Here is a 12,749-nt window from a genome sequence, read left to right on the forward strand (position 1 = left end):
GTCAAGGTGTAGAGAAGAATGCCAGTCAGAATTCTTATGGCCATCCTATGCACAGTAGCCCTCCTCGGTTGTTGTCCATGATTGCCGTTCGATTCTCAACAAGATGATATTAATGACACTCATTAGCACACGAATTGGAGAAGTCAATTTTATTCCAGACATGCTACAGTAGGCGGCACCACACGATGCTCGCGAGATTGAACGACGAATCCATGTCCGTTCACTGGGAGAAAGGATCATGAAGATCTACCTGCGATATATCGTAATAATGACCACCTTCTGTACTCTGTCGGCGTGCATCGACCCGCCCAAATCTCCCTACGTCGACGTAGGAGACATGGTGTCTCTCATCAATGAGTTACAGACAAGTGCTGAACAAGGAAGCGCCGAGGACCAGTACAATCTCGGACTGCGATATGAGAACGCCTTGCCGAAAGACCACAGAGAAGCCGTTCGGTGGTACCGTATGGCGGCCATCCAGCGACATGTCGGTGCCTTTTATCGGTTGTGTGTGCTGTCGGACATCGGACGTGGGATGCCGCAGGATTATCAAGAAGCGCTACGGTGGTGCCGCCTTGCCGCCGACCAGGGCCACGGACCGGCGATGTTCGTGATCGCCACCTACTATGAAAAAGCACGGGGAGTTCCCAAGGACCTCGTGCAAGCGTATCAGTGGTACAACTTGGCGGCTGCGAACGGCTATGAAGACGGAGCGAAATGGCGAGACCGTTTAGCGGGGCACATGACACCGACGCAAATCGACCAGGCACAGTTTTTCGCACGGCATTGGAGGCCGAAAACTCATGACTCCATTCAAGAACGTTAACCCGAGAGTTTCACCGGTTTATTCCCCATTCTGCCCCATACTTCAGAACGTCACATCTCTGTAATAACCGTCCTAACATGGAACATCGAAGGAGCGGGGAAAGCCCAACTTTTGTCTGGCAAACCATGGCGCTCAGCAAGTAATTTACCCTTGAACTCATTCTTTCGGGCTCAGTACGATATTCATCGGCCAACGGACAGAGATCCATCACATGACTGATCGTTCAACATGAATCACCGGCTGCCGCACCTGTCTGTTGCTCTTATAGGACTGTTCGCGGTGTTCTCAGCCACATCGAGCTGTACCGCGCCACCACCTCACACTCCTCAACCGCTCATTGGTGGATCCGCCGTCGGCGATATCCTCAAACGCGCTCAGGCCGGGGATCCCAACGCTCAAAACGAGTTGGGTATCCTGTATAGCGAAGGACGAGGCCTTCCGGAAAATTACAGTGAGGCGAAGGATTGGTTCAAAAAGGCGGCTCATCAAGGACACGCTGGTGCCCAAGTCAACCTCGGTACGCTCTATTCTCTTGGACGTGGTGCCCCATATAGTGACCACATGGCGCTGTTCTGGTTTCAGAAGGCCGCGGAGCAACGCAATGCATTAGCCTTCGCAAAACTCGGGATGATGTATGAACGAGGGCGGGCCGTGCCTCAGAGCCTGATCGAGGCTCACATGTGGTACAACCTTTCGGTCGCCTACGGTGAGAAACGCGCGGCCGCATCGCGCGACGCGGTGGCGTCCCAGATGACGGCGAGTCAGATTGCCGAAGCGGAAGACCGGGCCAAGAAATGGGCGCCCACTCGTCGATGAGACCATATCCCGCCACCGTACTCATCCCGCATAATCACCTCAATAGGGATGTTTATTTTCGGGAATAAGCACGTTTTGGCAAGCTGGAATGCGTCGTAGAGCGCTGCCAATGTTAATGTTGATGTGACCTCGTCCGATGGATACCAGTCTGAGAAATCGACGGATTCCGATTTGATTTGGTCAATGGGATCGGTTAATCGGTGTACCCTTCTCATCGGGGTCTAGCTGCCTATGCTCGGCGGGATGCACATCAATGACGCTTCCTGCTTCATTTATTTCTGCCGTCACCGTCGCTCCATCACGAACAGAGGCCGACATTTCTCGCTTTTCCAGAGGGAAAGACCGTTCCCCTTCTGCGGTCTTTAAGGTAATGATTCCCTGTCTGAGCCCTACTGAGACCACATCTCCCGTAATAAATCGATGAACGCTCTTCGTTCCCTTGGGGTGGACTTCAAGCACGGCATTGTTTTCATCGATGATGACCGTCACCTCCTCTCCACTGGGAGGCAACTCATGGCCATGTCTGAGCGCACGGTTTTGATTCAATGGGTAAACCGTCCCGTCAGGAACTTTTACGGCGGGTGAACCGGCTTTTTCGACGATGACGCCCGGGAGGCTTCGGTGTAAGTTGGAAGTCGATATAGTCTCTTCGCACCATCCGGTCTGCGTAACTAACAATAGCGATATGAATATCCCCAGCACAACAGAGCCTCGTGCACACTTCAGCATAGTCCTCCTCATAGTCCTCCTCCCTCTGTGAAGTCTCTGTACAGGAACATGGAGCGGTTAGCGAGAGGAAGCGACTCGTTATTTCCCTAGTGCCTCTCGTACGTGGAGCGCACAGAGCATACAGCCGCAAAGCTAGTGATTCTTCTAGCTTCGCAGCTTCACCTGAGTGGAGTAAGTGGAATATATGGATGGAGAACCAATTATCAACGAAGTAATAACAAAGTGGAGGATCTGATCATGCGCCCTATATCGAAGGCTATAGGCCAAACAGTTTTGACTGTTGTGTTCAGCATGGGCTTAACCACAATGGCCCTTGCTTCCTCGGACCGAACGGTCTATGACAAACCCGATGTGCAACCGGCTAAGATCATCAAGGGTGTGGTGGTGAACGTTGAAGAGAAGGACCGACCATCCCAAAGATGGGATGTATCGGTTAAAGATCGTGAAACCGGCGAAGTGGTAGTGTTGCATCTAGATAAACGGACAACAAGAAAAGCAAACATGATGAACCCTGATTTAGGGGATTATGTCATCGCAAGCTATAATGAACAAAACAATTATGCGTACTCGTTCTTAACCGATGCTCGTTCTCATAATTGATCACGGACGTTACCATTTTAAAGCGACTAGCGACTAGACTAGCGACTAATGGAGGAGCCGGAGCATAAGCCAGGGGCCTAGAAAATACCGGCTTGTTTCTGCAGCCAACGAATGTATTTTACGATTTGATCCACGTCCTCTGGTGTCACTGCATTGACCTTTGGCATATCGCCGAATTGCCAATGGTGCGCTTTTACCCCATTGGCCGCCGCTCGCTGAAAGGCCGCATCGCCGTGATGGTTCGGTTCATACACTTTATGGACAAGCGGTGGCCCTTGGGTGGTTCCGACTCCGCCGATCCCGTGACAGGTTGAACAATTAGCGTTGAACTTCTGTTCTCCATCTCGAAGCTCCGGCGGAGCCGAAACGGTGGTTCCTGTCCCCTTTGGTTCCACCCCATTTTGGCTGCAAGCCGGTGCACTACCAAGGATCAAGACTACGAGAGTGACCCAAAACATTCGCGATACCGTCATGGAGTGTGTTCGTTGCACGAAGTGAACCATGGCTCAAGATACCGCATACGGAACCGGATCTACAACTCCTGCTTCTTCAAATCCCCGCCTCCGAACCAGACAACTGTCGCACCGTCCACAGGCAACCGACCCGATCGGGTCATAACAGCTATGCGTGAGGTGAAAGGGAACCTTTAGATCCAGGCCCAGCCGGATGATGTCGGCCTTCGTCATCTGGAGCAGCGGCGCTCGAATCTCAAAATGTTTGCCCTGCATACCCGCCTTTGTCCCCGTGCGAAGGGCTGATTCCACAGCCTTGATGAAATCCGGACGGCAGTCAGGATACCCCGAGTAGTCGATGACATTGGCACCGAAATAAATGATCGATGCCCCCAGCACTTCGGCATGAGCCGCAGCCAAGGACAGAAAAATCAGGTTTCGACCCGGTACGTATGTCACCGGTACATCCCGCTTCCGTTCCGATTCGGTCGGATACTTGGGGACCGACATGTCGCCGGTGAGGGCCGATCCACCGATCGCCCTCAAATTGACCTCGATCACGACGTGCTGGTGAACTCCCAGCGCGGTCGCCACCTGCCTTGACCGATCAATTTCCACGGCATGACGCTGTTGATAGTCAATGGTGAGGAAATGCAGCGCATACCCGTCACGCTGCGCCACCGCCGCCGCCACAGTAGAGTCCAACCCGCCGCTGGCAAGAATGACCGCTCGTTCTGAAGCCATCCCCTTCATGCCGGGAAAGAACGATGCAGGTTCGCTGGAAAACAATCTTGTGGGTTAATCGCGCTCTTCTTCGCGCTCGATTTTCTCCAGCAATTCGGCGCGCGACTGGCACTCGACACACAACTTGGCGAAGGGGACCGCCTGGAGGCGTTTCTCGCTGATCTCAACCCCGCATTCCGCGCATATTCCGTAGGTCCCTTCATGCAGACGGGTGAGGGCTTCATCGATCGATTGCCGCCGACGGTTGCGCATCTCCATCAACGAAATCCCGAGCTCCCGCTCGAGATCCATCAACGCTTGGTCGCCGACATCGCGCGCCGATTCCAGACGACGCTGTTGGTCTTCCGTCAAAGACTGGCCAAGGCTCTCTTCGATCTCCTTGATGATCTCTTGGCGTTTTCCCAGGAGCATTTTGTGAAGCACTTCCTGACGCCGTTCCCGCGCCTCCCGCTCTTTGGCCGTCTCCTTAGGTCGCACAGGCGTCTCCATTTCAACCTCGACCTCCGACGGCGCCTTGAGCGCCGCCGTCGTTCCCGTCATCAGCGGTTGAGATTTCTTGACCGCGGAAACCTCTGATTTCGTCTTAGCCTCGCCCTTTTTCTTCGCCTGCGTTTTCGTTGCCATAGAGAGTCCGCTCCAGAAATAGAAGTAAGTGGTTGGGAGGGTCAAAAAATCCCGGCTTCTATATCACGTCTCATGCCTCTTGAACAAGCGGTGATGAAGGATGCGTTAAATCCTAAGGATACATAATGGTCGAATGGACATCATGGCCGGTGAGTTTGTCGCGTCCCTTCAAACTCTTCAGCTCAACCAGGAAATCGAGCCCCACAATCGTGCCTCCCAGTTGCCGAACGAGATGGACCGTCGCCTCTGCCGTCCCTCCGGTCGCCAACAAGTCGTCGACGATCAACACACGCTCTCCGATTTCGATGGCATCACGGTGCACGGCAAGGCTGTTCTGTCCGTACTCGAGGCTGTACTTGACTTCATAACAGTCGGCCGGAAGCTTTCCGGGCTTGCGAACCGGGACAAATCCGGCACTTAGCCGTGCGGCAAGAATTCCTCCGAAAATAAACCCACGGGATTCGATACCCACGACCTTGGTGATCCCTCGATCCTGATACCGTGTCGTCAAGTTATCGGCCAGGCTTCGAACCGCGGCAGGATTTTTCAGGAGCGTGGTGATGTCATAAAAGAGAATGCCGGGCTTCGGAAAGTCCGGCACTTCACGAATGAGAGCTTGATAGTTGACGGCGGTCACTGGATTAGAGCAAGTCTGCCTGCGTCATGGTTTTCCGCTCGATGGTGTTGCGAAGCCGAACCAACGCTGCCATCTCGATCTGCCGAACGCGCTCGCGCGTCAGTCCCATCGTCCGGCCGATTTCTTCCAGCGTCTTCGCTTCGTCTCCGTCGAGCCCGAACCGTGACACAATAACAGTTTGTTCTTTCTCAGGCAACTCCCTTACCCAGGCCATTAGTTCCGCCCTGCGTCTAACTCCGTCGGCAGTCTCATCGGGCGAGAGTCCGACCGGATCCTCGATCACATCGCGTAAGAAAGTATCCGTACGGTCGTTGAGCGGGCTATCGAGCGAACACGTCGTGCGCACCAACTGTTTCAGGTCTAATACTTCCTCCTCCGATGTCTTCATCTTTGTAGCCACTTCGGCCGCTCTCGGCTCCCGCCCAAGCTCTTGAACCAACTGCTCAGTGCGATTCAGATAACGATTAAGACGTTCGACCACATGCACTGGAAGACGCACCAGTTTGCCTTGATTGATGATCGCCCGTTCGATGTACTGTCGGATCCACCACGATGCATAGGTGCTGAACCGGAATCCCCGCTTATAGTTGAATTTCTCGACCGCTTTGATCAGGCCTAAATTGCCCTCCTCCACGATGTCCGAGAACGGAAATCCCCGGTGCATGTAGCGCTTCCCGATGCTGATCACAAGCCGCAGATTCGATTCGATCATCTGTTGCCGGGCTTGCTCGTCGCCGGCCATGACCCGCTTACCGAGTTGCTGCTCTTGTTTGAAGTTCAGCAGGGTCGATCGGCGGACTTCCCGCAAGTAGCTCTTTAGCGTGTCGAGTCCTTCAGATCGACCGGTTTCTTGTTCGCCCTTGTCAGGTGCGGTCGGAGGTTCCGAGGCATCCATATCGTCGTCGATGGGCTGCCTTCGAGCTTCACTCGCCTCGGATTCCTCGTCATCCAGTCGACTCATGATTCCTCGTTTCCTAGTACCAAATATTGAAACTTGAGTACCTCGCGGTGACAGCCCCCCACTCCGTTTCAACCTTTGTGACGCGAGCGGCAGGAGGACCGGTTTTCAATTCACGCAGCAGTTCATCGATGAGCGTTCTTCTTCCCTCCGCCTCTAACTCAACTCGACCATCGTCAAGATTACGGACGCCACCGAGCAAGTTAAGACGTGTCGCCGCCCGCGCCGCAAATGCTCGAAATCCTACTCCTTGCACGCGTCCGCTCACGAGGACTCGCACTCTGACCGGCGGTTCATCAACCGATTGAGTCATTGGCTTGACCACGTCCTCGAGCGCAAACACCCGCATAGGCGTCTGCACAGCGGATATTCTCACACCTCTTCCAATGCGTCACGCGTTTTACAATTCTAAGCGGTTTTATGATCGCTCAGCCGGAGCACTACAGATGGATCCGAGCGAGAGACAGTTCACACAACATTCATATCCGGTGCTGAAGAAAGACGGTGGAGCGATTGTCTCCGCTTCGCCAGACTTCAATGAAGACTTGACGGCCAAAACAAGCTCCACGGTAGAAACGGACCGGGATTGTTGGAGGGATTGGTCCGTCACATCCAGTACGATAAAGGGCCAGCGGTACGTCTGCGTGGCGGGAAAGAAATAAAGAGAACCGGGATGTCTCTCCGGCGCCTGAAAGCTCGGACCACTGGATGGCTTTATCCGCCGGCATCAATGACGATAAAACGATAAATAGCCGGCGGTACGAGCAAGCTTGGTTTGGTCGGGGCGAGAGGATTTGAACCTCCGACCCCTGCGTCCCGAACGCAGTGCGCTACCGGGCTGCGCTACGCCCCGACAAGACCGACCGAAGAACGCGAGGCGTGATTGTCTTACAAGAGAGGGGTAAAAGGCAACTCATGAGCTTCGGCCACACCTTGATGGGTAATCTTCCCGTCTTTGAGATTGACTCCCTTGGCCAGCCCGGGGTCAGACCGGATTGCTCGATCCACGCCGTCAGATGCGACCCGAAGAAGATACGGCAATGTCGCATTGGTGAGAGCGTAGGTCGATGTGCGGGGAACGATTCCTGGCATATTGGCCACACCATAGTGCACGACTCCATCGACGACATAGATCGGGTCCGAATGAGTCGTCGGTCTCGTCGTCTCAACACAACCGCCTTGATCGACAGAGACATCAACGATGACAGACCCGGGCTTCATCCGAGAAACCAGCGAACGGGACACCAGCTTGGGGGCTTTCGCGCCGGGGACCAGCACCGCTCCGATGACAAGATCGGCCGAACACACCGCCTCTTCGATGCTAGCGGAACTCACAGCTCGTGTGACAACCCGACCATGATACTGATCGTCAAGGTGCCGCAGACGGTCAACATCCAAATTGATGACGGTTACCTGAGCTCCCAGACCGACCGCAATGCGGGTCGCCGAACTTCCCACTATCCCGGCGCCAAGCACAACCACCCTCCCCGGTTCCACTCCGGGAACCCCTCCCAAGAGAACCCCCCGCCCCCCATGGATGTTCTCCAGATACTGGGCGCCGATCTGCACCGACATCCGTCCGGCAATCTCACTCATCGGCTTGAGCATCGGGAGACTACCGTCTTTCGCCTCGGTCGTTTCATACGCGATGGCCGTGATTCCGGCATTCAGCAGTTCCTTGGTCACTTCCGGCAATGAGGCGAGATGCAGATACGTGAATAAAACCTGCCCCGGACGAAACAGATGACACTCAGACAGCAATGGTTCCTTGACCTTCAGAATCAACTCGGCTTTCTTGAATACGTCGCTTTTCGAACCGGCGATCGAGGCTCCGACCTTTCGATACTCGTCATCGCCGAATCCGCTCCCCTGCCCTGCGGACGGTTCGAGCCAGACCTCGTGCCCGCTCCGGCGAAGGGCCGCTGCACCGTCAGGCGTCAGGCTGACACGATACTCGTGATCTTTGATTTCTTTCGGGACCCCGATGATCATACCTGCCCCCTTCCAATTTATGAATGCTGTCTTTCTAGGGAACCATTATACCTTGTATACCTTGATACGATACTTTGATACGCTGAGCGATCGAAGTTGGCGACTCCGCCATCGGCCCGTGGACAGCCTGGAAAAGCCTGTTGTAAGATGCAAATTCCATCGTCGCTGACGGAGGTGAGAATGGACTCCTGGAACGATTCATGTCAGGCTTGTGGGACCAGCGCGACTCCTCTTACGAAGTTGTCGCTGGGAAAGGACTTTTTCGGCCGCCCCTACGATCGTCTGTCGCCGTCAACGGACCAGAATCCCAAGTGGTATTGTGCTCCTTGCTCGATACACAAGAACTTGCAGCGGGACTTGCGTGATATCCGTGCCGAATTCGACAAATTACGCGCCGGCCAATCATCGGAACTTTCAAAAGGGGACGAGTTCCGACGTGCGTCATTGCGGCTCCAGGAAATCATGACCATTGTGAGGGCAACCCAACAGCAATCTCCATTCTTCAGCGACCACGACGTAACGCTGCTGATGGAACGGCTTAATACCCTCACGATGCCGGTCTAACTGCGCGTATGCCACCATTTCAACGGCATATCTTCGTCTGTACCAACCAGCGTCCGAAAGACGACCCCCGCGGCTGTTGTGCAAACTTAGGCTCGGAGAAACTACACGCGCATTTCAAGAGCGAAACAAAACGCTTGAATCTCAAAGGCCTGGTGCGTGCCAATAAAGCCGGCTGCCTGGACCATTGCGAGCTGGGCCCGAGCGTGGTGATCTATCCCGAGGGTGTCTGGTACTGGGTCGGGACAGAAGCCGACGTCACAGAAATTATGGAACGGCATGTTCTGAAAGGTGAGATCGTCACCCGGCTGCTTATGCCCGACCATCCGGTTCCGGAACGACTGGTGCCCATCGAAAAACCATAGGACTATCCCACTTCCATGCCGACAGAAGACAAATGGAAGGCCAACCAGGAAAAGGTGGCCTTTACCAAGCAATTTCCGGGACTCACACTCGACTGGAAGCTATGTGAAAATAAAACGATTGGAACCGTGATCCCCTTGACCGGTAAGCCGGGGGCCTCGGTGGTCGTGTTTACGGACGGGTCGTTTACAGTTGCCTCCCCGCTGACGCCCGAGCCGTGGGAGTTGGGACAAGCCCTCCTCGATGCCAGGGAGCAGCTCGAACCCACACACCGGGACGCGTATAGGGAGTATGATCGGCTGGTGAAGAAGGATAAGGACGCCCTTCGCTCCGCCCGGCTGGAAAAGATCATCGGCGCCGTTCAGAATAATCTTGAACAGATTCCCGAACTCAAAGAACGGCTCAAAGAACTCGTGAAGGAATGGAAGTGAACAGTCTGCCGAAGAAAAATATGTTCGAGATCTTCTCGCAGGGTCTCTTTGAAGGAGTCAAACCCATGTTGGTTGTTCGTGATCATCTCGTCCGCCATCCTGACCGCTGCACTCATCAGGCAATCTGTGTTCCAATCTGCCCGACTAGCGCCTGGCTCTCAACGCCTCCCTACAAATTCGATCCCTCACGCTGCCTGGAAAGCTGTCGGCTCTGCCTCGACGCCTGTCCATCACAGGCGATTTATTCAGTCTTTAAGAAGGGCGACAAGCTGTTGGAGCCGCAGAAGACGACGGGATAGCCCGTATCTTTCTGTGCTCGTGCACCGTACATCCGACCGTTCACTACTCCACTGATCGCATGTGCCGGTGGCCTGCTCGACGAATTGCGCTGGCAATCATATGATCTGTTTGCGCAAGTGTCCCCAATAGGCGGTCCCGGCATATCCGCATGCAATCGTGCCTGACGTCATGGCCATGATCCGATAGACCTTGCGGCGAGGGATCTTGACTTTCACGGCAGGATTCAACAGATCGGGGGAATTCATGGCGAGCTTGAGCGATTCCCCGGCGGAGAGGATCGGCCACATACAAGCCAGTCTCAACCGAGCTTCATACCGCGGAACAGCCATGGTATAGAGCCAGCCCTGATCGAGGTGCTCCACCGCCACACGAACCAACTTGGTCAACACGGGTCGAAGGCGAGGGAGGCTGTTCTGGTCCAACAAGTCCCGCGGCTTCAATCCAACTTCATCCAGCATCACCTCTGGAATGTAGCAACGCCCCTTTTGTAGATCATGCGCGATATCTTTGACGATATTCGTCAATTGCAGCCCCTTGCCGAATCGTATTCCGACTTCCGACATTTGCTGAACGTTCCAGTTCCCAAGTGCTTTACGATGGGCGCACATCAGATCGGTCCAGAACTCGCCGACACATCCGGCCACATGGTAGGTATAACGGTCTAAGTCATCGAGCGTCTTGAGCGCGGCAAGCTCGGTCACAGAAGCTCCGGGGAAGACACTCAAGTCCGTTTCCATTCCTTGCGTCAAGGTAGTCATCAGCCGCTGAACTCGACGTCGGTCATCCGACGAGAAGTCGAGAAAGATCCGGAAACACTCATCCAGCCGTTCGAGCAGGATGCGCTCAGCGGAATGGTGTTGAAGCGGCCCCACAACCTGTTGGATGGTACGGATCTGTGCCTCATCAATTTGATCGCCGAGAAACTGCGTTCTGAGACGATTGAGGAACCCTAGGCGGCGGGACCGGTCGATCAGCTCCGTATCGGCGATGGTGTCCGCAGCTCGGGCAAAGAGATATGCCAATCCGACTTGATCGCGCACATTTTCCGGCACGATGACTAACGTCGTATAGAACAGTCGCGAGACTTGTTTGAGCAGACCTCGGAGCAGTTCGTGCTTCGACGAGGCGGTTGCCGCGGAACGATCCATTACTTGACTTCCAGTAGGCCTTCCATTCCTTTATCCCGATGATTGCGCATGGGCCACAATCGTTTGTCGCAAAAGAATAGGAAATGGCCCGGTTGTGTCGGAACGAATTTTGCCGTCACGGTCTTTCCTGCGCCGACATCCTGTTCGACCGACAAGCCACCGGCTGAATCTTTGATGAGAAAATTGTGCGGCGTCACCGTCGTGACGCTCATCAGAGTCAGTTCAACCGGCTTCCCGCTTTCCACGACGAGGTGATTCGGTGAAAAGGAATAGCTGTCAACAGTGATCTGGGCTCGTTGAACACCATCCGAGGAAATCGGAACGGCAACCGACGAAGTGAACTCGGAGCGGTCGCCCGCCTGCCCGGCGGACACCAGCGCTGCGACAGACCATCCCACCATACCCAGCACACCAAAAAACTTGAAAATGACTCTCATTAGAACTTTTTAACAGGTATCCACGGAGAGGGTCAACTTTACCCCGCACTTCCAGGGGTTTCGAACGCCTTGACTTTTTTTCGTGCGTTCTTATTTGATGGTGTGACAAGGAGTGAAGACTGCAACCCTCAAGAACCAGGTTGTGTATAATAAGGGCGGTTCGGTTTCTTATAAATGGTAAGCCTAAGCTTATCGTGAAGGAGGATGTCGATGAAGTGGCTTAAAGGTATTGGCCTGTTCCTGATCGCGAACTTCCTCATCTATATCACGCTTTCATTCACGGCTAATCTGCTGATCAATGTCGTGCTGCCCGCGTTTGGAATCGATGTGCGGGGAGCCTTTAATCAACAGTTGTTGGTCTGGTCGTTGGTCATCGGATTCGGCGGGGCGTTCATCAGCTTGGCCTTTTCCAAGCAGATGGCTCGCGCCATGCTGAGTTGCCAGCAGATCACCCAGCCGCGCTCACATGCGGAGCACGTCATTTATGGCTCCGTCCAGGAGATCGCTCAACGGATCCACATCACCATGCCGGAAGTTTGGGTATATGACTCACCCGACCCCAATGCGTTCGCCACCGGTCCGAGTAAGAATAATTCGATGGTGGCCGTGTCCACCGGGCTCCTGCAAAACCTCAAGGAAGATGAGGTGAAGGCGGTCCTCGCCCATGAGATGGGCCACGTCTATAACGGGGACATGTTTACGACGACCGTTCTCGCCGGCTTGATGAACACGTTCGTGTACTACATCAGCAATTTCTTGGCGCAGTTGGTCGGACAACCGCAGGGCGAGCGAGGGGAAGGGAGCGCAGGGAATCCATTTCTGGCTTTTGTCGTCTACATCTTTCTGCAGGTGGTGCTGTCCTTTTTGGCCATGCTGGTTGTCAGCTGGCATTCCCGTCGCCGGGAATTCGGAGCAGACGCCTTTGCCGCGAGGGTGTATGGCAAGGGCTCAATGATCTCCGCGCTTCAAGCCATCGATCGCTGGGTCAACCGAGCCCAACCTGAGTACGGAACACAAGACCCATTGGCCACTTTCAAGATATCCGGTAAGACATCCGGGGTTATGCACCTCTTTGCCACTCATCCGCCCATTGAGGCGCGGATTGCGGCCTTGCAGCGCTTGCCGGTCTAA

The 12,749-nt window shown here is 54.6% G+C and carries 19 protein-coding genes and 1 tRNA gene; 9 read left to right on the top strand and 11 right to left on the bottom strand.

What is annotated here, in order from left to right:
- Positions 1 to 268: 268 nt before the first annotated feature.
- A complete protein-coding gene (locus A4E19_03645) occupies positions 269 to 826 on the top strand; it encodes a hypothetical protein (protein ID OQW33497.1) in 558 nt (185 codons plus the stop codon).
- A 228-nt stretch (positions 827 to 1,054) separates the two neighbouring features.
- Positions 1,055 to 1,642 carry a hypothetical protein gene (locus A4E19_03650; GenBank protein OQW33498.1) on the top strand — a complete coding sequence of 196 codons (588 nt, stop codon included), beginning with the start codon at positions 1,055 to 1,057 and terminating at the stop codon, positions 1,640 to 1,642.
- Positions 1,643 to 1,822: 180 nt separating this feature from the next.
- Here the strand turns inward: A4E19_03650 and A4E19_03655 are convergent, their stop codons facing one another.
- Entirely contained in the window at positions 1,823 to 2,383 is a 561-nt protein-coding gene (locus A4E19_03655; GenBank protein OQW33499.1) for a hypothetical protein, read from the bottom strand.
- 225 nt (positions 2,384 to 2,608) lie between these two features.
- Here A4E19_03655 and A4E19_03660 point away from each other — a divergent pair, with 225 nt between their 5' ends.
- Complete coding sequence (locus tag A4E19_03660; GenBank protein ID OQW33500.1) at positions 2,609 to 2,971, top strand: hypothetical protein; 363 nt, start codon at positions 2,609 to 2,611, stop codon at positions 2,969 to 2,971.
- A 77-nt stretch (positions 2,972 to 3,048) separates the two neighbouring features.
- Here A4E19_03660 and A4E19_03665 read toward each other — a convergent pair whose 3' ends face one another.
- From A4E19_03665 to A4E19_03690, 6 genes are all read right to left on the bottom strand, one after another.
- The gene (locus tag A4E19_03665; protein OQW33501.1) at positions 3,049 to 3,444 is read right to left on the bottom strand and encodes a hypothetical protein; all 396 of its coding nucleotides are present in this window, start codon (positions 3,442 to 3,444) and stop codon (positions 3,049 to 3,051) included.
- A 33-nt stretch (positions 3,445 to 3,477) separates the two neighbouring features.
- Entirely contained in the window at positions 3,478 to 4,176 is a 699-nt protein-coding gene (locus A4E19_03670) for a 7-cyano-7-deazaguanine synthase (GenBank protein OQW33650.1), read from the bottom strand.
- 45 nt (positions 4,177 to 4,221) lie between these two features.
- Complete coding sequence (locus tag A4E19_03675; GenBank protein ID OQW33502.1) at positions 4,222 to 4,791, bottom strand: hypothetical protein; 570 nt, start codon at positions 4,789 to 4,791, stop codon at positions 4,222 to 4,224.
- 112 nt (positions 4,792 to 4,903) lie between these two features.
- Positions 4,904 to 5,428: an adenine phosphoribosyltransferase gene (locus A4E19_03680; protein ID OQW33503.1), complete on the bottom strand. Its 525-nt coding sequence runs from the start codon at positions 5,426 to 5,428 to the stop codon at positions 4,904 to 4,906.
- Between the two features lie 4 nt (positions 5,429 to 5,432).
- On the bottom strand, positions 5,433 to 6,389 hold the full coding sequence (locus tag A4E19_03685) for a hypothetical protein (protein OQW33504.1): 957 nt from the start codon (positions 6,387 to 6,389) through the stop codon (positions 5,433 to 5,435).
- Positions 6,390 to 6,402: 13 nt separating this feature from the next.
- Positions 6,403 to 6,699 carry a hypothetical protein gene (locus tag A4E19_03690; GenBank protein OQW33651.1) on the bottom strand — a complete coding sequence of 99 codons (297 nt, stop codon included), beginning with the start codon at positions 6,697 to 6,699 and terminating at the stop codon, positions 6,403 to 6,405.
- A 133-nt stretch (positions 6,700 to 6,832) separates the two neighbouring features.
- Here A4E19_03690 and A4E19_03695 point away from each other — a divergent pair, with 133 nt between their 5' ends.
- Positions 6,833 to 7,048, top strand: a complete 216-nt coding sequence (locus A4E19_03695) for a hypothetical protein (GenBank protein ID OQW33505.1) — start codon at positions 6,833 to 6,835, stop codon at positions 7,046 to 7,048.
- Between the two features lie 114 nt (positions 7,049 to 7,162).
- Here the strand turns inward: A4E19_03695 and A4E19_03700 are convergent.
- Together A4E19_03700 and A4E19_03705 are read right to left on the bottom strand one after the other, a co-directional pair.
- A tRNA-Pro gene (locus A4E19_03700) sits at positions 7,163 to 7,239 on the bottom strand.
- A gap of 35 nt (positions 7,240 to 7,274) precedes the next feature.
- Complete coding sequence (locus A4E19_03705; GenBank protein OQW33506.1) at positions 7,275 to 8,378, bottom strand: alanine dehydrogenase; 1,104 nt, start codon at positions 8,376 to 8,378, stop codon at positions 7,275 to 7,277.
- Positions 8,379 to 8,558: 180 nt separating this feature from the next.
- On the opposite strand from A4E19_03705, the gene A4E19_03710 reads away from it, so the two are divergent.
- Genes A4E19_03710 through A4E19_03725 form a run of 4 tightly spaced genes read left to right on the top strand, consistent with a single transcriptional unit; the run spans position 8,559 to position 10,032 of the window.
- A complete protein-coding gene (locus A4E19_03710; protein ID OQW33507.1) occupies positions 8,559 to 8,942 on the top strand; it encodes a hypothetical protein in 384 nt (127 codons plus the stop codon).
- An 8-nt stretch (positions 8,943 to 8,950) separates the two neighbouring features.
- Complete coding sequence (locus A4E19_03715) at positions 8,951 to 9,304, top strand: ferredoxin (GenBank protein ID OQW33508.1); 354 nt, start codon at positions 8,951 to 8,953, stop codon at positions 9,302 to 9,304.
- 15 nt (positions 9,305 to 9,319) lie between these two features.
- A complete protein-coding gene (locus A4E19_03720; protein ID OQW33509.1) occupies positions 9,320 to 9,733 on the top strand; it encodes a hypothetical protein in 414 nt (137 codons plus the stop codon).
- Entirely contained in the window at positions 9,724 to 10,032 is a 309-nt protein-coding gene (locus A4E19_03725; protein OQW33510.1) for a hypothetical protein, read from the top strand. The genes A4E19_03720 and A4E19_03725 overlap by 10 nt, the downstream gene beginning before the upstream one ends.
- A 96-nt stretch (positions 10,033 to 10,128) precedes the next feature.
- Here A4E19_03725 and A4E19_03730 read toward each other — a convergent pair whose 3' ends face one another.
- Together A4E19_03730 and A4E19_03735 are read right to left on the bottom strand one after the other, a co-directional pair.
- Positions 10,129 to 11,088: a squalene synthase gene (locus A4E19_03730; GenBank protein OQW33652.1), complete on the bottom strand. Its 960-nt coding sequence runs from the start codon at positions 11,086 to 11,088 to the stop codon at positions 10,129 to 10,131.
- A 92-nt stretch (positions 11,089 to 11,180) separates the two neighbouring features.
- On the bottom strand, positions 11,181 to 11,582 hold the full coding sequence (locus A4E19_03735; GenBank protein ID OQW33511.1) for a hypothetical protein: 402 nt from the start codon (positions 11,580 to 11,582) through the stop codon (positions 11,181 to 11,183).
- Positions 11,583 to 11,828: 246 nt separating this feature from the next.
- On the opposite strand from A4E19_03735, the gene A4E19_03740 reads away from it, so the two are divergent.
- The gene (locus A4E19_03740; protein OQW33512.1) at positions 11,829 to 12,749 is read left to right on the top strand and encodes a heat-shock protein HtpX; all 921 of its coding nucleotides are present in this window, start codon (positions 11,829 to 11,831) and stop codon (positions 12,747 to 12,749) included.

It is taken from the genome of Nitrospira sp. SG-bin1, assembly GCA_002083365.1.
In the GTDB taxonomy this organism is placed as follows: domain Bacteria; phylum Nitrospirota; class Nitrospiria; order Nitrospirales; family Nitrospiraceae; genus Nitrospira_D.